The 19,661-nt window shown below is 54.7% G+C and carries 17 protein-coding genes and 1 tRNA gene; 10 read left to right on the forward strand and 8 right to left on the reverse strand.

The window, feature by feature from the left end; all coding sequences use genetic code 11:
- Nucleotides 1-29 precede the first annotated feature (29 nt).
- From HCG48_RS20855 to HCG48_RS20865, 3 genes are all read right to left on the reverse strand, one after another.
- Nucleotides 30-3,683, reverse strand: coding sequence for an EAL domain-containing protein (locus tag HCG48_RS20855; RefSeq protein WP_168570887.1), 3,654 nt, complete (start codon nt 3,681-3,683; stop codon nt 30-32).
- A 343-nt stretch (nt 3,684-4,026) separates the two neighbouring features.
- Complete coding sequence (locus HCG48_RS20860) at nt 4,027-4,260, reverse strand: hypothetical protein (RefSeq protein ID WP_168570888.1); 234 nt, start codon at nt 4,258-4,260, stop codon at nt 4,027-4,029.
- Nucleotides 4,261-4,399: 139 nt separating this feature from the next.
- Nucleotides 4,400-5,596, reverse strand: coding sequence for a sensor histidine kinase (locus tag HCG48_RS20865; protein WP_168570889.1), 1,197 nt, complete (start codon nt 5,594-5,596; stop codon nt 4,400-4,402).
- 159 nt (nt 5,597-5,755) lie between these two features.
- Between HCG48_RS20865 and HCG48_RS20870 the strand changes: the two genes are divergently transcribed.
- Both HCG48_RS20870 and HCG48_RS20875 read left to right on the forward strand, forming a co-directional pair.
- A complete protein-coding gene (locus HCG48_RS20870) occupies nt 5,756-5,953 on the forward strand; it encodes a hypothetical protein (RefSeq protein WP_168570890.1) in 198 nt (65 codons plus the stop codon).
- 41 nt (nt 5,954-5,994) lie between these two features.
- A complete protein-coding gene (locus HCG48_RS20875) occupies nt 5,995-6,756 on the forward strand; it encodes a DUF1350 family protein (protein ID WP_168571995.1) in 762 nt (253 codons plus the stop codon).
- A gap of 61 nt (nt 6,757-6,817) precedes the next feature.
- Here HCG48_RS20875 and HCG48_RS20880 read toward each other — a convergent pair whose 3' ends face one another.
- The 4 genes from HCG48_RS20880 to HCG48_RS20895 all read right to left on the reverse strand — a co-directional run bounded on the left by HCG48_RS20880 (nt 6,818) and on the right by HCG48_RS20895 (nt 9,303).
- Nucleotides 6,818-7,489 carry a helix-turn-helix domain-containing protein gene (locus HCG48_RS20880; RefSeq protein ID WP_168570891.1) on the reverse strand — a complete coding sequence of 224 codons (672 nt, stop codon included), beginning with the start codon at nt 7,487-7,489 and terminating at the stop codon, nt 6,818-6,820.
- A 60-nt stretch (nt 7,490-7,549) separates the two neighbouring features.
- Nucleotides 7,550-8,218 (reverse strand): nitroreductase family protein, encoded by a 669-nt coding sequence (locus HCG48_RS20885; protein WP_168570892.1) that lies wholly within the window; start codon nt 8,216-8,218, stop codon nt 7,550-7,552.
- Between the two features lie 141 nt (nt 8,219-8,359).
- Nucleotides 8,360-8,872, reverse strand: a complete 513-nt coding sequence (locus HCG48_RS20890) for a Dps family protein (RefSeq protein ID WP_168570893.1) — start codon at nt 8,870-8,872, stop codon at nt 8,360-8,362.
- 170 nt (nt 8,873-9,042) lie between these two features.
- Nucleotides 9,043-9,303: a ParB N-terminal domain-containing protein gene (locus HCG48_RS20895; RefSeq protein ID WP_168570894.1), complete on the reverse strand. Its 261-nt coding sequence runs from the start codon at nt 9,301-9,303 to the stop codon at nt 9,043-9,045.
- A gap of 261 nt (nt 9,304-9,564) precedes the next feature.
- On the opposite strand from HCG48_RS20895, the gene HCG48_RS20900 reads away from it, so the two are divergent.
- The 4 genes from HCG48_RS20900 (at nt 9,565) to HCG48_RS20915 (ending at nt 15,675) form a co-directional block, all read left to right on the forward strand.
- On the forward strand, nt 9,565-11,004 hold the full coding sequence (locus HCG48_RS20900; RefSeq protein ID WP_168570895.1) for a phosphoglucomutase/phosphomannomutase family protein: 1,440 nt from the start codon (nt 9,565-9,567) through the stop codon (nt 11,002-11,004).
- Between the two features lie 56 nt (nt 11,005-11,060).
- Nucleotides 11,061-11,291, forward strand: coding sequence for a lipopolysaccharide assembly protein LapA domain-containing protein (locus HCG48_RS20905; protein WP_168570896.1), 231 nt, complete (start codon nt 11,061-11,063; stop codon nt 11,289-11,291).
- 320 nt (nt 11,292-11,611) lie between these two features.
- Nucleotides 11,612-13,117: an AMIN domain-containing protein gene (locus HCG48_RS20910; RefSeq protein WP_210437100.1), complete on the forward strand. Its 1,506-nt coding sequence runs from the start codon at nt 11,612-11,614 to the stop codon at nt 13,115-13,117.
- 317 nt (nt 13,118-13,434) lie between these two features.
- Nucleotides 13,435-15,675 carry an EAL domain-containing protein gene (locus tag HCG48_RS20915; protein WP_168570898.1) on the forward strand — a complete coding sequence of 747 codons (2,241 nt, stop codon included), beginning with the start codon at nt 13,435-13,437 and terminating at the stop codon, nt 15,673-15,675.
- A 64-nt stretch (nt 15,676-15,739) separates the two neighbouring features.
- Here HCG48_RS20915 and HCG48_RS20920 read toward each other — a convergent pair whose 3' ends face one another.
- Nucleotides 15,740-16,552, reverse strand: a complete 813-nt coding sequence (locus HCG48_RS20920; protein WP_168570899.1) for a carbon-nitrogen hydrolase family protein — start codon at nt 16,550-16,552, stop codon at nt 15,740-15,742.
- Between the two features lie 209 nt (nt 16,553-16,761).
- On the opposite strand from HCG48_RS20920, the gene HCG48_RS20925 reads away from it, so the two are divergent.
- The 4 genes from HCG48_RS20925 to HCG48_RS20940 all read left to right on the forward strand — a co-directional run bounded on the left by HCG48_RS20925 (nt 16,762) and on the right by HCG48_RS20940 (nt 19,658).
- A tRNA-Pro gene (locus tag HCG48_RS20925) sits at nt 16,762-16,835 on the forward strand.
- A 383-nt stretch (nt 16,836-17,218) separates the two neighbouring features.
- On the forward strand, nt 17,219-17,995 hold the full coding sequence (locus HCG48_RS20930) for a Tic22 family protein (RefSeq protein ID WP_168570900.1): 777 nt from the start codon (nt 17,219-17,221) through the stop codon (nt 17,993-17,995).
- A 93-nt stretch (nt 17,996-18,088) separates the two neighbouring features.
- A complete protein-coding gene (gene prmC, locus HCG48_RS20935; RefSeq protein WP_168570901.1) occupies nt 18,089-18,988 on the forward strand; it encodes a peptide chain release factor N(5)-glutamine methyltransferase in 900 nt (299 codons plus the stop codon).
- Between the two features lie 73 nt (nt 18,989-19,061).
- Nucleotides 19,062-19,658, forward strand: a complete 597-nt coding sequence (locus tag HCG48_RS20940) for an L-threonylcarbamoyladenylate synthase (protein ID WP_168570902.1) — start codon at nt 19,062-19,064, stop codon at nt 19,656-19,658.
- The last annotated feature ends 3 nt before the right edge of the window (nt 19,659-19,661 follow it).

Here is a 19,661-nt window from a genome sequence, read left to right on the forward strand (position 1 = left end):
GTGCTTCGCAGAGGCGATTCTACCCCCACTCACCAACGGGGATTGCCTTCGAGCAGCGTTTCGGCGGCTTCGCGGTCTAGTGGGGGAGAGAATAAAATCCCCTGGGCGTAATCCGATTGCAGAGCCCACAGTTGCACTAAATTTTCCTCAGTTTCCACCCCTTCGGCGGTGATGTACATGCCGAGATTGCGTCCGAGCATGACGATCGCCCGCACGATTTCTTGATTTTCCGGGCTTTCTTCCATTCCCATCACAAAAGATTTATCAATTTTGAGGGTATTAATCGGAAATTGAGCCAAGTGGGATAAGGAAGAATATCCAGTGCCGAAATCGTCGATACACAGGTGAATGTGGCGCGATCGCAACTGCTCTAACAGTTCTGCCGCCGATGCCGCATTTTCCATCAGTACGCTTTCGGTAATTTCGAGTTTTAAATCCTTCGGATCGATACCCGTTTCTTCTAAAATGCGATCGATCTGCTCGATTAAATCCGGTTGCGCCAACTGCTGGCCCGAGAGATTGACGCTCATCGTCAAGTTCGCATATTTGGGAAATTGACGTTGCCACTGGCGCAATTGCCAGCAGGCTTGGCGCAAGACCCACGCCCCCAACGGCACGATCAATCCCGTTTCTTCGGCGATCTCGATGAATTCTCCCGGCCAAATTAAACCCCGTTGGGGATGTTGCCAGCGTATGAGAGCCTCGAACCCTTCGACGGATCCGGTATCGAGGGCGACGATCGGCTGATAGTGCAGGACGAAGGCATCTTCGCGGGTGATTTCCCCGGAATCGGCGGCGTCGGCGTCGCGATTTTGCTGGTAAATACTGCGGCGCAAGTCATTTTCCAAGCTCAGCAAAGCGACGGCGCGATCGAGCATGGTGCGATCGAACAGGGCGTAGCGCGCTTTACCCGCCGCTTTCGCCCGGTAGAGGGCGAGGTCCGCGTCGCGGATCAACTCTTCGGGACAGTGGTATTCAAAGCAACTCGGGGCGATGCCAATACTGGCGGTGACAAAGACTTCGTGACCCGCGAGGTTAAACGGTTGGGTGAGTTCTTCGTGAATCCGGCGGGCGACGGCGATCGCCTCGTCAATATCGCCGAGATTTTCCAACAGCAAGGTGAACTCGTCCCCGCCAAAACGAGCCAAAATATCGCTGGGACGGATGCAGCGTTGCAGGCGGGTGGCGAGGGAGACCAGCAGGCAATCGCCGATCGAGTGGCCTAAGCTGTCGTTGACGACTTTAAAACGGTCTAAGTCGAGAAAAAGAACGGCAAATAAGGGACGCGCCGGGGATTTGGACTGTTCTAAGGCGTGGCTGAGCCGTTGGAAAAATAAGGCTCGATTGGGCAATCCGGTGAGGGAGTCGTGGAGGGCTTCGTGGCGCAGTCGTTCTTCGGCCCGGGAGCGATCGGTAATGTCGATCGCGTGGAGGTGAACGAGCTGCAAATTCGGGATCGGATGGTAAATCCAGGAAAATACCCGGTCTTGAATACAGCGCTCGACTTGAATGCTACGGTTGCCGTGTTGCAAGCAGGTTTGGACGAGTTGACGGTGGTTGACGGGTAAAAAGCCCGTGGCCAATCCCACCCGCAATTCGTCGAGAATTCGTTCGGTGGCGGGGTTGACGTAGGTGGCTTCGCCGTTGGCGTCGCAGGCGAGCACCGGATTGGGGTTGTAGGTGGGAAAGGCGGCGAGATAGAGGTTTTGGGCTTCTGCCGCTTTGCGATCGCTGATGTCGGTATGGGATCCGGCCATGCGGTAGGCTTTGCCTTCGCTATTGCGGACGGCCAAACCGCGACAGAGCATCCAGCGATAGTGACCGTCGGCGTCGAGCATTCGATATTCGACGATCAGGTGTTTGGTCTTTCCGGCGAGGTGGGTGGCGATTTGTTCTAAGACCCGTTCGCGATCGTCTTCGTGGATCGGGTCGAACCATTCCTGGGGCTGGTTGCCGATTTCGGCTTCTTCGTAACCCAACAGGGATTTCCACCGGGGGGAAAAGTAAATGGTGTCTTCGTTTAAGTTCCAGTCCCACAGCCCGTCATTGGCTCCGGCGACGGCGAGGGCGTATTGTTCTTCGCGATCGCGCAACATCCGGTCGTGGCGCTGTCGTTCGATCGCCGTGGCGAGGACGTTGGCGATCGCCTGTAAAAAATACACTTCGTGAGACCCAAATTGACGTTTTTTCGTCGTCTCCGCACTCAAGACCCCGAAGGGGCGATCGTTGCCGTAAATGACCGTGCTGACGCTACTGACGATCCCGAGGGCGATCGCGCTCGGACTCGGGGTAAAGCGCATTTCGGCGGCGAGATCTTCGACGATTACCGCTTCTTTGACCAACAGCGTATATCCCGCTTGCGATTCGGTCCCCCGTCCGCCGACGGTGCTGGTGAGGGTTTCCGAGGGCCACCCGGCTCCCGTTTGCAAGCACAGGTGACCGTTATCTTGCAATTCCCACACGGAACAATATTCGACCCCGAGGATTTGATTGACTAAATTAGAGGTTTCTTCAATCAGGGTTCGCACGTCCATTCCCGCTAAGGCCCACTGGCCCAAGCCCGCCACTAAGGCGCTGGCACGGGCGTGACTGGCTAACTGGATTTCGACGCGCTGGCGTTCGCGTTGTTGTTGTTCGAGGTGCGCTCGATTTTCTAACAAGAGTTTTTCCAATTGGTTGCTGTGCAGCAAGGCTCGACCCGCTACCAGATGCAAACAGACGACCGTTCCCCCGATCCCGAAGACGATCGCTACCAGGGTCACGGGAATGAGGATCGAAAGCTGGCGCTTGACGGGGGCGTAGAGTTGGCCTGTGGGAACGGCGAGGGCTAAAATGGCTGAATTTTCGGCGATCGGCGTGTAGGCGACGGTCATCGGCGAGGGCAAGTCCCGCCCGAGTTCGAGCAGTCCCTCGCGATCTCGGACGAATTGCGTCAGGGTTTCGAGTTCGGCCCACTCTTCCCGCACCAGCGATCGCGCCTTGTTGGAACTCAAGGGGACGAGGTTCTCCAAATGACCGTCGTCGATCGCGACGAGCAGGTACTCTTTTTGCTTTTTAAAATACGGATGGCTGTTGACTCGTTGTTTGAGCGCTTCTAAATCGAACCAGATCAGATCGATCCCCACTTGGCGCCATTGGCGATCCTCCTTCGGAGTCGCTTCCCGAACGAGAATCGGACTGCTGATGGCGAGTAACGAGGAATCGACGATCTCCACCGACGCTTCCAAGCCGTTTTGTCGGGCTTGTTCTTCCAACACCCTCGTCAATACCCCTCCCCCAGTAATCCCTACACTCCCTACGGGCCGCCCGAGGCGATCGATGCGGGTAATTCCAACAACTTCGCCGGACTCATCGAGGGCATCTTGCAGGATCTCGCGGTTAAATCGCACCAGATCCGCTTGCGAAATTTCGGCGCGGTCGTAGGCGGCTAATTGTTGACGCGCTTCGCTCCGACTCGATACCTCCAAGGCGATCCCTTTGGCCCGTAAAAAATACTCTCCTAATGCCTGGGCCGTCCCTTGGGCCGCTAATAGCAAGTTTTCTTCCTCGCGGCGCTTGAGCGCTTCGTAAACCGGGACGATCCCGAGCGCCGAGATCGCCGACGAGAGCGCAAACGCCCCAAGTAGGACGTAGACGATCGTAGAACGGCGCAATTGCCGCGTTACTCTGCGCTTAACTACCATTGACGCTGGGCATCAGCTTTGACAATCCTTGTGAACTCTCTCGCTTGCCGTCTTTAGACGGACTGACCGCGAACGATAACCCCCGATTACACCCCCGACAACCTGGAGTCTCACTCCCGAACCCGGCGACCCTCGAATCGGGGCTGAGAACCCCTCTGTTCGTCTGCTTGGACTCGCCCGTTTGACCGTCGATCCGTGCAAGGCGAGATCCCAGGGGTGAATTGCGATCGCGTCCCCTGGATGGACTGTAGGTCGGGCGATCGCACCCCCGAACCTGCGAAGGAAGGATGTCCCCCGTCGCGATCTTCGTCGCGCGATCGATGCAAAATAGCAACTGTTAGGTTTAAGGGTCGTTGAGTTCCCGCGACCTGTTCCCTTTTAAACTTTCCCCTCCGGTCGAGAGATTTTCCAAGAAACTACCGAGACAGTCCATCGGGTTTCTGCCTTGGGTTGGAGTAGATTCAATCGGTCGCTGGGCTGCTGGCTGGCGGCGATTCTGCTTTGCAGACGCTTCGCGATCGCCGTGGGCTGGTGTTTGTCCGCGAGACGGCGCTCTGCGTGCAATTTTTCCACTCATTTTTTCCCGCGATCGCTCAAATTAGTATATCGCGAGTTTCTCTTACTATCCGAATTCGGCACCGGAGAACCTTTTAACTCTCCCCCACACCCACCAGCGATCGCCCCGCGACCCCCGCGCCACTCCCTCGCCGCCTTTTTTAGGCACTCCTCCCCTCAATTTTGAACGGAAAAATTACCGTAAAGGTCGAACCTTTTCCTAATTCCGATTCCACCCGAATCTCCCCTTGTAACAATTTCACCAATTGCTTGACGATCGTCAATCCCAACCCCGTACTTCCCCCTCGATCCGCTTTAGTATTTCCTTGAACTCGCGCGAATGGTTGAAAGATTGCTTCTAAATTTTCTGCCGCAATTCCTATCCCCGTATCCTTGACCTTGACAAACCATTCCTCGTCCGAAAGGGTCGCACAGGAGATCTCGACCGATCCCGTTTCCGTATAGCGAACCCCATTCCCTAACAAGTTAATTAATACCTGCTGTAAGCGCGAAATATCGGTTTCGATCCGACCCGGACCGCGATCGCAATCTACCCGCAAGGTCAGCCCTTTTTCCTCCGCCAAGGGTTGGATCGTTTCGGCGGCGGCTTTCACCACGGAACTTACCTCTATTTCCATCAGTTGCAGTTGCTTCGTCCCCGATTGAATTCGAGAAATTTCTAAAGAATTATTCACTAATTGCAGTAACTGTTTGGACGATCGCAAAACTCGACTGATATGCTCAATACTAATTGGATCTGAATCCGATTTAGCTTGTTGCTCTCGCAATAAAATTTGCGAATAAGCCATAATTGAATTCAAAGGAGTTTTAAACTCGTGCGCCAGTTGAAAAAAACTATCTTGACTCAAGGTTAATAGTCGATTTAACTCTTGATTGTTTTTCATCAATTGCTGGTGCAAGCCATCCAGCTTTGAGGTACGTTCTACCACAAACTGGGTGAAGCATTGCGAAGTCGCGCGATCGATGACGGCATCTACGGTTACAAAAATCTGATAGCATTCCTGAGCCGTGAGTTCTACAAGTTGTTCTTCGAGAATTTCAAAAATAGTTTGTCGGAGCAAGTGATATTCTCTTGCAATTTCGGCGGCGTCGAAGCCTTGTTCTTCCCTCTCGGTACCGTGTTCTAAACTGGCTATTTCAATTTGCCGATTGTTGGCGACTTTCCCCGGAGAGCAAGCCACGCACATCGCATCCAAAACTTGAGGGATCAAATTTTCTAAAGCGGGTTCGGAAAGTCCGTTAGAACTGGTGATTTTTCGGTCTTCTCGAACTTTTTCTTTCCAGGTTTCAAAAATTCGATCTAAGTTTTTGTTGAAAAAACGATCGATTTGAATCATAGTTATTCAATATCGCTTTAAAAAAACTATATAGAAGATCTCTATTCAATCGCGGACAACAACAGTCATCCATTGCTGCCAGACGGAGAATGACTGATTGAGTTGCTAGAGTTGATGGCTCGAAGAAATGCTATGATAGCAGATTTTTGCCGATCGAAAATGAGGGGAAACTCCCTCAAGGACGATCGCGCCATTCCCGTAGCATCGAACGATCGCGCGATCGCCTTCTCTCCCCGGTCGGCGCTCTCAACGGTGGCGGTCGGCAATTCCCTCAATAGAGCATGGGATCCGAATCCTGTCTCCGTTTCTCTTGTCGATCGCGATCGCCGATCCGCGCCAGAGTTGGCGATCGAGTAAAATTGTCAGGAGTGGAGTTTATGCGATCGCGCCAGTTTGATATGGAGTGGAGAGAAGTTTCCGGGAACTGGGTTTATCTTCCCCCCAGACCGAAAGGCATCATTCATTTTTTAGGGGGAGCATTTGTCGCCACAGCGCCTCAAGTGACCTATCGATGGCTGCTCGAACAACTCGGACGCAATGGTTACGCCACGATCGCCACGCCGTTTATCAATACCCTCGATCATACCGAGATCGCCCGCAACGTCGTCGAACGCTTCGAGTGGGGCGTGGAACAATTGCAAATGTCGGGAAAGTTACCCAAACGCTACTTGCCGATTTACGGGATCGGACATAGCATGGGCAGCAAACTGCATTTACTCGCAGGCAGTTTATTCGATCTCGATCGCGCGGGCAATATCCTGATTTCCTTTAACAATTACCCGGCGAGTCGTTCGATTCCCTTAGTCGAACAATTTCCCAGCGCCTTTGCGGTCGAATTTACTCCTTCTCCCGAAGAAACCAACGCGATCGTTTTCAAACGCTACACGGTCCGGCGCAATCTGATTGTCAAATTCAATAACGACGAAATCGATCAAAGTCTCGACCTCACTCCCTTATTAAAAAAACGGTTTGGCAATTTGGTGACGTTATTGCAATTACCGGGAAATCACCTGACGCCGTTAAGTCAGGAAATCCCCTGGAAAGCCGGATCGGAGTTTTCGCCTTTGGATGCGATCGCGCAATGGTTCAAGCAAGAAATGTATCGCGAACCGCAACAATTGCATCGGGAAATTTATCGGTGGTTGAATCCCCTAGGATAGGGGAAAAAAGACGTCTTTACCGACGATCGCCAAGGTGAAAAAATCGATCTCTTACGGGCGCTTACGGGGCGATCGGACTGACTTTCGCGCGATAGAGTAAGGTTTCTCCCTGTTTGTAGCCGACATAGCGAACCCGGACGCGATCGCCCGGTTCGGCGGTTCCGTCCATGAGTTGGTGTTGTTGGGGGTCGTAGGGAATCTCGGCGCCGACTGCGGCGATCGCCTCGATTCCCCATTCTCGCACTAAAGTTTCTACGGGACTGACCAGGGGTAACAGCCGTCCGGCGGGGATTTGGGGGTTTTCGCGGGCGGCGCGGGCGGCGGTGGGCCACTGTAGCAACCACGATTCTAACACTTCCAGACTGGCGCGCTGAAATTCCCGTTCTAGGGTCGATCGTTGGGCGTCCATTTGCGCTTGCAAGCGGGCGTATTCTTCCTGGAGGGCGGCGATCGCCTTTACCTCTGGTGCGTTGCGCTCTTCCGATCGCGCGATCGCCTCTCGTTCCGGACTTGGCGGCGAAAACTGCTCGATTAACTCATTTAAGGAGATTTGTAAGGTCTCGGCGATCGCCAGCAAGGAGCGCGATCGTAGTTCCAGTACTTTTCCCTGTCGCAACTGTCGCACGGGCCACAGGGATACCCCCGCTTGGCGGGCGAGGGACCGAAAACTCGACAAGCCCACGGCTCCCATCTTTTGCTGCAATCGTTCGGTATAATCTGGGGTCTGGCTCATGGTCGATTGTATTCTCAGCAAAGCGCGATCTATCTGAACTTACATGTATTCCCCATCTCCTTAAATGGTGAAGGGGCTGCCAAACTCCTCGCTATAACACACTTGCTCCATGCCAAAACGCCCGCCGTAGCGCTTATACGGTTCGTCGGCAAAGCCGAGGGCGAGCAAGCAGCAAACATCGACGGCTTCGGGAATCTTAAAGGCTTCTTTGACTTTGGCGCTGTCGAACCCTTCCATCGGACAGCTATCGACCCCAAAACTTTTCGCGACGATCGTCATGTAGGCGACGGCTAACATGGTGTGGCGGTTGGTCCAGGTTTCCTCGGACTCGAAACAGGGTTTGTTCTCGAACAGGGCGGGAATTTGCGATCGCATCACGTCGGCGTAGGTGTCGTTAACGGCGTCGTGTTCCCGTCCCAAGGCGATCGTCGATTCGATATATTCCGCCTCTTTCACCCGGCGATCGCCGCAGCAAATCAAGACCACGGGCGCCTCGCCCACTTGTCTTTGATCGAACGCACAGGCTTTGAGTTTGGCTCGATTTTCCGCATCTCGGACGACGATAAAGCGCCAGGGTTGCAAGTTATATCCCGACGGCGCGCGCAATCCCAAGCGCAAGATCTCTTCGAGCAACACTGCCGGAATCACGTTGGGCAGAAAAGAACGGACGGCCCGACGTTGTTCGATCGCCTCTTTCAAGCCAAACGTCGGTTTCATCTCAATGGCCATTGAGCGTTCCTCTATCACGACAAGTCGAACCCAGCATAGCGCGATCGCCATCGCTTTCGCGAATTGAACTCCCGGATGCACGGTAGGGCTGTTCGGGGACTCCGGGCGATCGCGTCGGGGGCGATCGCCGCACAATGACCTTTACTCTTCTAACAGGCTTCTGAGCATCCAAGCCGTTTTTTCGTGAACCTGCATACGCTGGGTCAGCAAGTCCGCCGTCGGTTCGTCGTTGACCTTCTCCACGGCGGGGAAAATCGATCGCGCGGTGCGAACTACGGCTTCCTGTCCTTCGACCAGCAGTTGAATCATCTCTTTCGCACTCGGAACCCCGGCGGTTTCTTCGATCGAGGTCAATTCGGCGAAATCGGCGTAGCTTCCCGGCGCTGGAAATCCGAGGGAACGAATGCGTTCGGCAATTTGATCCACGGCGAGCGCCAGTTCGTTATACTGTTGCTCGAACATTAAGTGTAATGTCTGGAACATCGGCCCGGTCACGTTCCAGTGAAAGTTATGGGTTTTCAAATAAAGGGTGTAGGTATCGGCGAGCAGTCTCGACAAGCCCTCGGCAATTTCTTGGCGATCGCCGTGTTCGATGCCGATGTCTATTTTGACCTCTTTTCCTTTCGATTTGTTTTTCTCTTTATCTTTACCCATGACAAGTTCCTCAAGGTAAGGGTAGTGAATCAATGTCTTCGCACGAGTGGCCTCCGGTGGCGTTCCCCCGGTCGTCTTCCCGGCGCGATCGCCCGTGCGCGCTTCTTTACAAGCCTATCAAGTTGGCGACCCCTCGGCGCGATCGTCTGTCGTCTCGGATACAGTCACTTTCAGGCTAAATGCCGTTGCAAGACCGCGCGCGGCGCCCGCCGAACCCGACAGCGAATCGTTTCGTGTCCGAGACGCTGGCACGCTTCGTAACGGTGACAGCCAGAAAATCCATAATACTGCCCCTCGACTTCGAGAACGTCGATCGGTTCTTGCAAGCCGATCTCTTGAATCGACGCCATCAACGCCTTTACCTTCTCCGGGTCGTTTTGTCGCGGGAGGGGGCGGCGAATCGCCTCAATGGGAATATCTTCGATCTTCATCGTCTCGCGGTTCTCCTTGCCAACGCTTCCTACATCATACTCATAATGAGTATGACTTGCAACAAAGAGCCGGAAAACGAAAAAGGGGATGGGGAGATCCCGAGATTGGGAAAGGGCGAACTCGATAAAACGGCTGTTCGATGTCAGTAATCTGCTGTAACCTAAAGCCTAGCAGCCTTTAAATGCCTTCGCCCCCACCGGGCGATCGTCGGCAAAGGTTTAAATCGGACTAACGTCAACTACCCATAGGGAGTAGCCAATATGAGTGCAGGCAGTACCTCTGACGAAATTAAATTTGGAACTGACGGATGGCGGGGAATTATTGCCCGAGACTTTACCTTCGCCAACGTGCGAAAAGTGACCCGGGCGATCGCCGCTTATTTAGAAACAGCGTATAGTAAAGATCGTCCCGTCCTCGTCGGTTACGACCCGCGCTTCCTCGCCGAAGACTTCGCCCGAACCTCAGCAGAAGTGTTGGTAGACTTGGGGTGGACCGTCAAAATGGTAGACCGCGACTGTCCCACCCCGGTGATTGCCTATAACGCCCGTCACCTCAACAGTGCGGGGGCGTTAATGTTCACCGCTTCTCACAATCCCGCGCCCTATTGCGGCATCAAGTATATCCCCGATTATGCCGGACCCGCGACCCCGGAAATTACCGATACGATCGTCGCCAATATCGCCAGTGCCTCCGACGCCCCCGCTTCCGGGCAGCATCTGGATAAAATTAGCAGCTTCGACCCGCAACCGGACTACTTGCAATTCCTCTACACCTTGCTCGACGTCGAAACCTTGCGTAAAGCCAAACTCAAGGTCAAATACGACGCCCTCTATTCCACCTCGCGGGGATATTTAGATAAAGTTCTAGAATACTGTGGTTGTGAGGTAGAATCTTTCCATACTTGGCGAGATGTCTTGTTTGGCGGCGGAATGCCCGAACCCAAAGGAGAAATGCTCGTCGGCTTAGTCGAGTCGGTCAAAAAAGATAACGCCGATTTAGGATTGGCGACCGACGGGGACAGCGATCGCTTTGGGATCGTAGACGAACGGGGGAACGTGTTGACCCCGAATACGATTCTGCTCTTGCTGGCGCGCCACTTAATTAAAAATAAAGGTAAGAAAGGGGCGATCGTCCGCACCGTCGCGACGACCCACTTGCTCGATACCCTGGCAGAAAAATACGGACTGACCCTCTACGAAACCGCCGTCGGGTTTAAATATGTCGGCGAGAAAATGCGCGAAACCGAAGTGTTGATCGGGGGAGAAGAATCCGGCGGGTTGAGTATTATCGGTCATATTCCCGAGAAAGATGGGATTTTGGCGGATATGCTGGTCGCCGAAGCGATCGCCTACGAAGGGAAACCCCTAAGTCAGCTCGTCGAAGAAGCGATCGCCGAAGCAGGCGGACCGTTGTACAATACCCGTCTCGACCTGCACCTGACCGAAGCGCACAAAGCCGCCGTTTTGGCAGAATTTCCGCAAAATCCGCCGTCTGAAGTCGGCGGGATTGCGGTGAAAGAAGTCGGGCGCAAAGATGGGATCAAACTGTATCTTGAAGATGGCGGCTGGATTTTGCTGCGTCCCTCCGGAACCGAACCCCTGATCCGGGTGTACGTAGAAACCGATTCTGAAGAGAAACTCAGTAAAATTGCCGCCGAAATGGACGAGGCGATCCAAAAATTCGCACCCGTAACCGCTTAATCGGGCGATCGCCGCCCCACAATTCCCCGTTTGACCGCCATCGTGAGGGTTAAATTATGCCTGCTCTGATTGCTAGCGCGATCGCCGCCGTTTGGATCGTCGCGATCGCCATTGTTTCGGTTCAAAATGCCACTTTAGTGTCCTTACAATTTCTGGGGTTTCAATCAATTCAACTCCCCCTCGGGATCGTTTTGGCCTTGAGTGCGGCAACCGGGGCGATCGGGGGGGCGATCGGGTTGAGCGTGGCAGGAAATGCTTCGGATCGGGGCGATCGTCGGCTGCGTTGACCTGGAGCGGGTCGCCAACGGGTAACCCCATTAACTTGTTAAGAACACCGGGCAGAAGAAAAACTGAAACGGGTTACAAAACTTGTTACATAAGTTTTTCTTTTTGCCCTTTTTTTACTTTACGATAACGGCTAGAGATCGCGCATTCGATCGGGCGGCATAGCGATCGCGTGGCGGCTCCTTGGGAGCATCGCCAAGGGTTCGTGCAAGAGAATTGCTCTTGTCGGTCGAGAAGTTTACTTAGAATGCAGCACAACTCGATGGCTTAGAAAACCGCCACCATTAGTGTTTCTTATTGCGGCTTACAAGTAGTGATGCTCATGAAGAACGAACGACGGTCAGGGTTATTGCGGTGGCGCTTGCTGGCTCCACTGTTACCGGGGTTGCTCGGGATCTCGACGATCGCCACGATCGCCGAACTGAGTCATCCGCCGATCGCGATCGCCAATCCCGCCAACCTGCGATCGTGGGAATTCGACCCCTATACCCAGCAACTGCAAGTCACCGTACCCGCAGGCAGTACCCCCCGCTATCTCGTGCTGCAAGATCCGCCCCGGATTGCCATCGATATTCCCAACAGCGAGCTGGGACGACAACCCGTGAGAGAAACTTATCCCGGACTCGTGCGCGAAATCCGCATCGGTCAATTTGAACCGGGAATCGCGCGGGTCGTGGTCGAACTGGCGCCGGGAATGGCGATCGCCCCGTCTCAAGTCGAACTGCAACCCCTGGGACAGTCCAATCGCTGGGTATTGAACCTGCAAACCGACTTATCCCAAGCCCTGCCGGATTTAGAAACCACCGCCGATCGCGGCGATACCCTGCCCCAACTGCCTCCCGCCGCCAGTGGGGCCAGCTTCGACCCGCCGCCACCGCCGCCGACCTTCGAGAACCTCGACGAGAACGGAGGGGATCCGCCGCCGCCGCCGATGTTGTCTGTAGAGGTGCCCTCCCCAGACTCGAACGGCATCGACGGGGCCGAGTCCGGGGTAGAATTCGACTTGCCGATCGCCGAAGAAACGCAAACGTCACCGACGCCGACCGTGAGCGTTCCCGGGCCGGAAGCGAGGGATTCCGAGCCGATCGCGATCGCCGAGAATGAGGCTCAGAGGCAACCCGAGAGCCAGTCGGAGGCGATCGCGATCGAGGTGCCGCAATTACTGTCCGAATCGGAAACAGAAGCAGAAAGCGAACCGGAAGCCGCGCGATCGCCCGTCGCCGAGTCCGAAGAGCGAGCCGTTCGCGAAGCGACGCCAGAGGTGTCTCGCCCGTCGACGAGTCCCCAACGCAACGGACCGCCGACCGAGGCGATCGTCTTCGGACAACCGCTTCCGGGATCCCGGGCGATCGCCGCGATCTCCACCCGTGCGGAACCGTCCGAGATTGGAGGCTCCCTCCAGTGGGGAGACCGTTTATCGGCGCCGAAGAGCGAAGAACGACCGACGGAATCCGCCCCCGCCGCGAACGCCTCAGCTCCCTCCGAACGGGCGATCGCCGCCGGAACCTTTTTGATTTTGAGCTATCCCGGTTCGGCGCCGTTTACCCTGGACGCCGAGTATCCGCGCCAAGAAGTGTTAGTCGTGCAAGCGGATCTTTACGATCGCGCCGGAAACTTGAGCATCCCTTTAGGAACGCCAGTTATCGGTAAATTTATGAGCGATCGCGGTACCCCTCGCTTTGTCGTCGAGGCGATCGTCCTCGACGGACGGACTGTTCCCCTCGCGGCTCAATCTGACGCCTTGCGATCGGCCAATCCGCACACCATCGAACCGGGGCAAGTGTTACCCGTGCGTCTCACCGAACATTGGCAACCGCAAGGGCGTTAATGCTCGGGTGCGATACGCCGTTTTTTCTCCATCAAGGGGGCCAATCTACCGGGAGAACGAAGCGAGAACGCGGCAATATCTATTAAAATTAATCTTTAACCAAAAACGGTAACGGCTCCGAACCTCACCGACTGAATTGAGTTCAGTAGAGTGGATTAGAATTTCTTTTAAGTCTTTGAATGTTGACCTTTTAAAGCTCGCAGGCGATTTCCAAACGGGCGATCGCCGAACTAAACTGCGAAGGTTCAGACCGATTCAATCGTTATTCCATTTTGCTTTAAAACTTTTTTTGAATCTACTCTGGAATATCAATTTTTATGAATTTGCCATTGCGTTTACACTCCGATATTTCCGCGATCGTTCCTCCTTCCTTCAGCCTGTCTCCCGAACTGTTCGCCAAAGTCTTTCCCTTTCATTTAGCCTTTAACGGCGAGGGAAAGATCGTCCAGATGGGAGAAGCCCTCGCCCGAGTTCACCCCCGACTGAGTATCGGGGCGCCGATCCAGCCACACTTTCGGATTGCCCGCCCGCAAGTCAACTGGGATTACGCGCAGATTTGTCGAGCCACCCACGCCCTCTACGTACTCGAAAGCATCGAGAACAAGATGAGATTAAAAGGGCAAATGGTTTGCGTCGAGTCAGAACAGATCGCCTTTTTTCTCGGTACTCCCGCGATCGCCGACTTCAAAGCCCTCAAAGGCTTGGGCTTGCGCTTGAGCGATTTTGCCCTGCACGATCCCGTCACCGACTTTCTCTTATTGCTGCAAGGCCAAAAACTGGCCTTATTTAATGCCAAAAAACGCAGCCAAGAACTCAGTCAAAAGCACCGAGTCTTAGAAGAATCCCTTTCTAAATTAAAAGCGACCTTTGAAGCGACCGCCGACGGGATTTTAGTCACCGATCTCAAAGGGAATATTTTAGATTTCAACCAGCAGTTTATGAAAATGTGGCAGATCTCGCCAGCGACGATCGCCCCCAACGGCGAGAACGATCGCGAGTTGGCGTTCGCGCGGCGAAAACTGCAACATCCAGAAGTATTTTTAACCAAAATCCGGCAATTATACGGCGAACGCGAGCGCGAGAGTTACGACATTCTCGAACTCGACGACGGGCGGATTTTTGAATGTCACTCCCGACCGCAGTGGATGGGTTCGGATATTCACGGTCGCGTTTGGAGTTTTCGCGACATTACCGACCGCCAACGAGTCGAAGCCGAAATTCGCTACCAAGCCTCTCACGATCTCCTTACCGGGTTGCCGAATCGGCGATTGTTTGAAGAACGACTCGCGGCGAACCTCGCCGATGCGGAAGCAGAAGCAGAAATGCTCGCCGTCGGCTTTCTCGACTTAGATCGGTTCAAAGCGATTAACGACACCCTCGGTCACGCCGTCGGCGATCGCCTCTTGCAAAGTGTCGCCCAACGGCTGCGATCGCAAGTGAGAACCGGGGACACCGTGGCCCGTTGGGGGGGAGACGAATTCGCAATCTTGCTGCCGAAACTCTCCTGTTCTCGGGATGCGCTGCAAATCGCCCAGAGATTGCTCGATGCCTTCGGCGAGCCTTACATCCTCGAAGAGCGAGAATATCAGATCGATTGCAGCATCGGTATCGCCCTTTATCCCACCCACGGAACCGACAGCCACAGCCTGATTCACCATGCGGATACGGCTCTCTATCGCGTCAAACAACAAGGGCGCAACGGCTACCAAATTTACAACCGGGCGATGAGTACGGAAGCCTCGCAACGGTTGGCCCTCGAAAATCGGCTGTACCGCGCCTTAGAACGGCGGGAATTGCTGGTGCACTACCAACCGCAAATCGACGTGCGCCGAGATCGCGTCGTCGGGATGGAAACCCTCGTCAGGTGGCAGCATCCCGACGGTCACCTGATTTCTCCTAAAGAGTTTATTCCCCTCGCCGAGGAAAACGGCTTGCTCGCCAATATCGATCGCTGGGTCCTCGGCGAAGCCTGTCGCCAAACCAAACAATGGCAAAATTCAGGATTTGAAGACTTGGGAATCGGGGTGAATCTGTCCAAACGACTGTTTCGACAACCGGATTTCGTACAGATTTTAGACGACCTCCTCGCCGAACACGATCTCGACCCCCGCTATTTGGAATTAGAGATTAAAGAAAGTCTGATTCACGAAGATTTAGAACTCACCAGCCGTCACTTACAGCAATTAAAAGAATTGGGCGTGCGCTTGTGCTTGGATAATTTTGGCACGGGATATTCGGCCCTCGCCGATTTAAAACAAGTCCGATTTAATACCTTAAAAATCGATCGCTCCTTAATTGGGGATTTAATTGCCAGTCAGAATAACGCCGCGATCGCCAAAGCGACGATCGCCCTGGCGAAAGGCTTGAATTTAACCGCGATCGCCCAAGGGGTCGAAACCCGCGAACAGCAAGCCTTATTGCAAAGTTGGGACTGCGATTTGATGCAGGGAAATTGGTTTGCGCCGCCGTTAGCGTGGGACGCCGCCACCGCCTTTTTAGAGGGGCGATTCTCCTGGGGAGACCCTACGCGATCGCCCGCGTCCCATTCGGGGAATTAGCCCGCGCGTTCGCGTATAGCTTTAGGCGGATCGCCCCTTCCCGTCGGTTTCACGTTGCCCCAGCTCAGGCAAACACGCGATGTTCCAAAGAAGGCATTTGGCGGCGCACTTGTTCCAATCGCGAAGGATTGATTTCCGCGATCGCCACCCCCGGCTTATCCCCGGCATCGGCTAAAATCATTCCCCACGGATCGACGATCGCCGCGTGTCCGTGAGATTGGCGACGTCCGTAGTGGCGCCCCGTTTGCGCCGGAGCCACCACGTAACAGGTATTTTCGATCGCCCGCGCTTGTAAGAGAATTTGCCAGTGGTCTTTTCCCGTATAGGCGGTAAAGGCGGCGGGAACGAACAGCACGTGCGCCCCCTGGCGAGAAAGATGGCGGTAAAGTTCGGGAAAACGAACGTCGTAACACACCGACAACCCCAGATTTCCCCAAGTTTCCGACGGGTAAACCGCAGGCAGGCGATCGCCCGCTTCCACCGTACTCGACTCTTGATAAGTATTGCCGTCGGGTAAATTAACGTCGAATAAATGGACCTTGTTATAGCGCGCCACTTCTACGCCACTCGGTTCGACAATCACCGCCGTATTCAACACTTTCCCCGTTTCTACCGGGACGGGAAAACCACCGCCGAGTAAAGCGACTTGATAGCGTTGCGCCATCGTTTTGAGAAACTTTTGGCTGGCGCTGGAAATTTCTTCGGCGCGAGCGACTTTTTCTTCTTCTTCCCCCAAAAACGGGAAATTTTCCGGTAAAGCGACTAACTCGGCCCCCTGACGAACCGCCAAGTCGATCAGTTCTTCCGCCTCGGCTAGGTTTTTCGCCAAGTCAGGTACGCTCGTCATTTGAATCGCGGCAGCTAGATAGGGTTTCATCGATGCAGCTCAAATAGTGAATCGGACAATAGAAGTACAGATCTTTATTTTTGCCTGGAATGCCGCCGCAATGCCAAAAAAATCGATCGATTTGGCGATCGCCGAACCGTCAATCCCTCGCACGATAGCGCTTTCGCTCCCCGAGTGAATCTCGTCCGGGGCGATCGCGATTTTGCCGACAATCTAGGTTATAATGAAAAACGACTTCACGGGATGTAGCGCAGCTTGGTAGCGCGCCTGCTTTGGGAGCAGGATGTCGCAGGTTCAAATCCTGTCATCCCGATCCGATCTATAAGCTAGATAAGAAGGGAGGGGCGATCGGCTCCATCCCTTATTTTTACCGAGGGGATTGCGCTCCGTTCTTCCCCATCCACCCGAACCCTAACTTGAGCGCGATGTTAAGATAGCGTTCTAGCTTGCGGTTAGGAAACTTTAACACGATCGATGGAGTCCTCTGGGTTATTCAGTAGAACGCGATCGCCACGAACTCAGATCGGTTCCCACCCGAGACGCGCCACAACTGCAAACATTTTGCCGTCACTCGTTAGACTTCGCGGAGTCGAACCGATCGCCCTTGTATAGAAATCTAAACCCCTGTCCGTTCCAATCCATTCATATTTGGATCCGACCGACTGATTGCCGTTAGTGTTGAAATTAGGTGGAATTATGAACTTATTGCTGCGTTGGGGCGCAATCTTAGGAGTTGTCGGTACGGTCATCTTAGGACCGTCCCCCTTCTTAAATAATCGGATGGCCTTAGCCCTGCCACAAGATCAAATTGTTAGAAAATTACTCCCAGTTCCCGTGTTTACGGTCACCGACGCCGACGGTTCGCCCTTGGTCGCGTCCGACCCCAACCGCGAAGGTCAAAGCTCCGTCGCTGGGGTGTTTATCTCCCGGGAAGACGCCCAAGCGTTTGTCGAACGACTCAAACAAGAAGACCCCCAACTCGGCGCCAACGTGCGCGTGGTTCCCGTGTCTCTGGCGGAAGTCTACGAATTAGCCCTGCAAAGCGAACAAAACCCGGAAAATCTAGAATTTACCTTCGTTCCCGTCCAGGAGCAAGTCCAATCGGCCCTGGCGGTGTTGCGCGAAGAAGATAGCAGCGTCCAACAATTCAACGGCGTTCCCCTCTTTTTAGCTACCGGGGGGCCCGATAACGGCTATTTGACCATCCAAAGGGGCAACGAGCAGGTCATTCCTTTGTTTTTCAACAAAGAAGAACTGCAAGGAATGCTCAGCCGTTTCCAAGAAAAACAACCGGATTTAACCGCTTCTGTGGATATTGAAGTGGTGAACTTGGAAGGGGTGATCGACTTGTTAGAAACCAGCGACGACCCGCAAGTGAATAAAATTATTTTCGTTCCCCCGCGCGAGTCGATCGAATTTTTGCGATCGCTCCCCCAAACCGCACCGGGGAATGGAGCCACTCCCGGACAGTAATCGAGTTGCGGGATGGGGGACGATTGTGTTTCGCTGCGGCGACCCCGTACAATCAGAACTCACGAGGTCGAACCGGGTTGAGAGGGAGGGTGCATGGTGATTTCGGGGATCGAATTGTGGCAGTGGCGAGAACAAGCACGCGCGCAGGCAATTGACGCGGGGGTTCCGCCGGAAGAACTCGACTGGCTGTTACAAGAAGTTGCGGGTTTGGATCCCTTGGCGTTGCGCTTGGGTAGTTACAAAACGCGATCGCAGCTTCCCATCGGCTACTCTCTGGCCCAATTGAACGAGCTGTGGCGCGCTCGTTTGGAAGAACACCGTCCGGTACAGTACCTCGTCGGCGTCACCCCCTGGCGTAATTTTTCCGTGCGGGTCTCCCCGGAAGTCTTGATTCCCCGTCCGGAAACCGAATATGCGATCGATTTGGTGGCGCGGGCGATCGCCCATTCCCCGCGACCGCAGGAGGAGTTAGCCGCAGGACATTGGGCCGATCTCGGCACGGGAAGCGGCGCGATCGCCTTGGGGATGGCCGACCTCTTGACAAATGCCACGATTCATGCAGTCGATATCAGCGAGTCAGCTTTGGCGATCGCCCGGGAGAATGCCCGCCGTGCGGGATTGGGCGATCGCATTCTCTTTTATTGTGGTTCTTGGTTTGAACCCCTCGCCTCCATGGGCGGTCAACTCAGTGGCATCGTGTCCAATCCCCCCTACATTCCCAGCACCCAAATCGCCGAACTGCAGCCGGAAGTCGCCGAACACGAGCCGCGACAGGCCCTCGATGGCGGTGCCGACGGTTTGGATTGCATTCGGGCGATCGTTGCTGGCGCCCCGGCGTACCTCGTTCCCGGCGGCATTCTCCTATTCGAGATGATGGCCGGACAAGCGTCGTCCGCGCGCCATTTACTTGAAACTGAGGGAAGTTATACCGGAATTGAGATATTCTCGGATTTAGCGGGAATCGAGCGGTTTGCTCTGGCCTATCGCCGCTAATTGTCGATCCCGATTCCGACTGCGAGGCGATCGCAGGCGATCGCCCCTTGTCCGAGACTCTCTGCCAACAGCAATGACCCTAGTTTCCCCCGACACCTTAATTTCAGGCGCCCGCGCCGGACAGCTCGTCAGTTTTCCCACCGATACCGTTCCGGCCCTCGCGGCCCGCAGCGATCGCGCCGAGCTGATTTTTACCGCCAAACAGCGCAGCCCGGACAAGCCCCTCATTTTAATGGGCGCCAGCCTCGAAGACTTGATGCCTTACGTCCTCGGATCCGCCGTCGAATTAGAAGCGTGGCGGGCTCTCGCCCGTCGATACTGGCCCGGGGCGCTGACCTTAGTGCTGCCCGCCTCGGCGGCAGTTCCCCGGGCGATGAACCCCCTCGATCCGTCTACCATCGGTCTGAGGGTTCCCGATTGCGCGATCGCCCGCGAAATCCTCGCCCAAACTGGACCGTTAGCCACCACCAGCGCTAATTTAAGCGGTCAGCCGCCCTTACAACGGCTTGCGGAGATCGATCGCGCCTTTGACGGCGTACTGACCTTGGATCCCGAGGCGATCGGCCCTTTACCCCCCGCCAGTGGCTTACCCTCTACCGTCGCCAAATGGATCGGCGATCGGTGGGAAATCCTGCGTCAAGGCTCGGTCAACTTACAATTGCCCACTTAACTC

The sequence above is a fragment of the Oxynema aestuarii AP17 genome (assembly GCF_012295525.1).
Taxonomy (GTDB): Bacteria; Cyanobacteriota; Cyanobacteriia; order Cyanobacteriales; family Laspinemataceae; genus Oxynema; species Oxynema aestuarii.

What these genes read in the sequence shown, in the direction of transcription:
- HCG48_RS20855 (WP_168570887.1), bottom strand. Translation starts at nt 3,683, where the DNA reads ATGGTAGTTAAGCGCAGAGTAACGCGGCAATTGCGCCGTTCTACGATC.
- HCG48_RS20860 (WP_168570888.1), bottom strand. Translation starts at nt 4,260, where the DNA reads ATGAGTGGAAAAATTGCACGCAGAGCGCCGTCTCGCGGACAAACACCA.
- HCG48_RS20865 (WP_168570889.1), bottom strand. Translation starts at nt 5,596, where the DNA reads ATGATTCAAATCGATCGTTTTTTCAACAAAAACTTAGATCGAATTTTT.
- HCG48_RS20870 (WP_168570890.1), top strand. Translation starts at nt 5,756, where the DNA reads ATGAGGGGAAACTCCCTCAAGGACGATCGCGCCATTCCCGTAGCATCG.
- HCG48_RS20875 (WP_168571995.1), top strand. Translation starts at nt 5,995, where the DNA reads ATGGAGTGGAGAGAAGTTTCCGGGAACTGGGTTTATCTTCCCCCCAGA.
- HCG48_RS20880 (WP_168570891.1), bottom strand. Translation starts at nt 7,489, where the DNA reads ATGAGCCAGACCCCAGATTATACCGAACGATTGCAGCAAAAGATGGGA.
- HCG48_RS20885 (WP_168570892.1), bottom strand. Translation starts at nt 8,218, where the DNA reads ATGGCCATTGAGATGAAACCGACGTTTGGCTTGAAAGAGGCGATCGAA.
- HCG48_RS20890 (WP_168570893.1), bottom strand. Translation starts at nt 8,872, where the DNA reads ATGGGTAAAGATAAAGAGAAAAACAAATCGAAAGGAAAAGAGGTCAAA.
- HCG48_RS20895 (WP_168570894.1), bottom strand. Translation starts at nt 9,303, where the DNA reads ATGAAGATCGAAGATATTCCCATTGAGGCGATTCGCCGCCCCCTCCCG.
- HCG48_RS20900 (WP_168570895.1), top strand. Translation starts at nt 9,565, where the DNA reads ATGAGTGCAGGCAGTACCTCTGACGAAATTAAATTTGGAACTGACGGA.
- HCG48_RS20905 (WP_168570896.1), top strand. Translation starts at nt 11,061, where the DNA reads ATGCCTGCTCTGATTGCTAGCGCGATCGCCGCCGTTTGGATCGTCGCG.
- HCG48_RS20910 (WP_210437100.1), top strand. Translation starts at nt 11,612, where the DNA reads ATGAAGAACGAACGACGGTCAGGGTTATTGCGGTGGCGCTTGCTGGCT.
- HCG48_RS20915 (WP_168570898.1), top strand. Translation starts at nt 13,435, where the DNA reads ATGAATTTGCCATTGCGTTTACACTCCGATATTTCCGCGATCGTTCCT.
- HCG48_RS20920 (WP_168570899.1), bottom strand. Translation starts at nt 16,552, where the DNA reads ATGAAACCCTATCTAGCTGCCGCGATTCAAATGACGAGCGTACCTGAC.
- HCG48_RS20930 (WP_168570900.1), top strand. Translation starts at nt 17,219, where the DNA reads ATGAACTTATTGCTGCGTTGGGGCGCAATCTTAGGAGTTGTCGGTACG.
- prmC (WP_168570901.1), top strand. Translation starts at nt 18,089, where the DNA reads ATGGTGATTTCGGGGATCGAATTGTGGCAGTGGCGAGAACAAGCACGC.
- HCG48_RS20940 (WP_168570902.1), top strand. Translation starts at nt 19,062, where the DNA reads ATGACCCTAGTTTCCCCCGACACCTTAATTTCAGGCGCCCGCGCCGGA.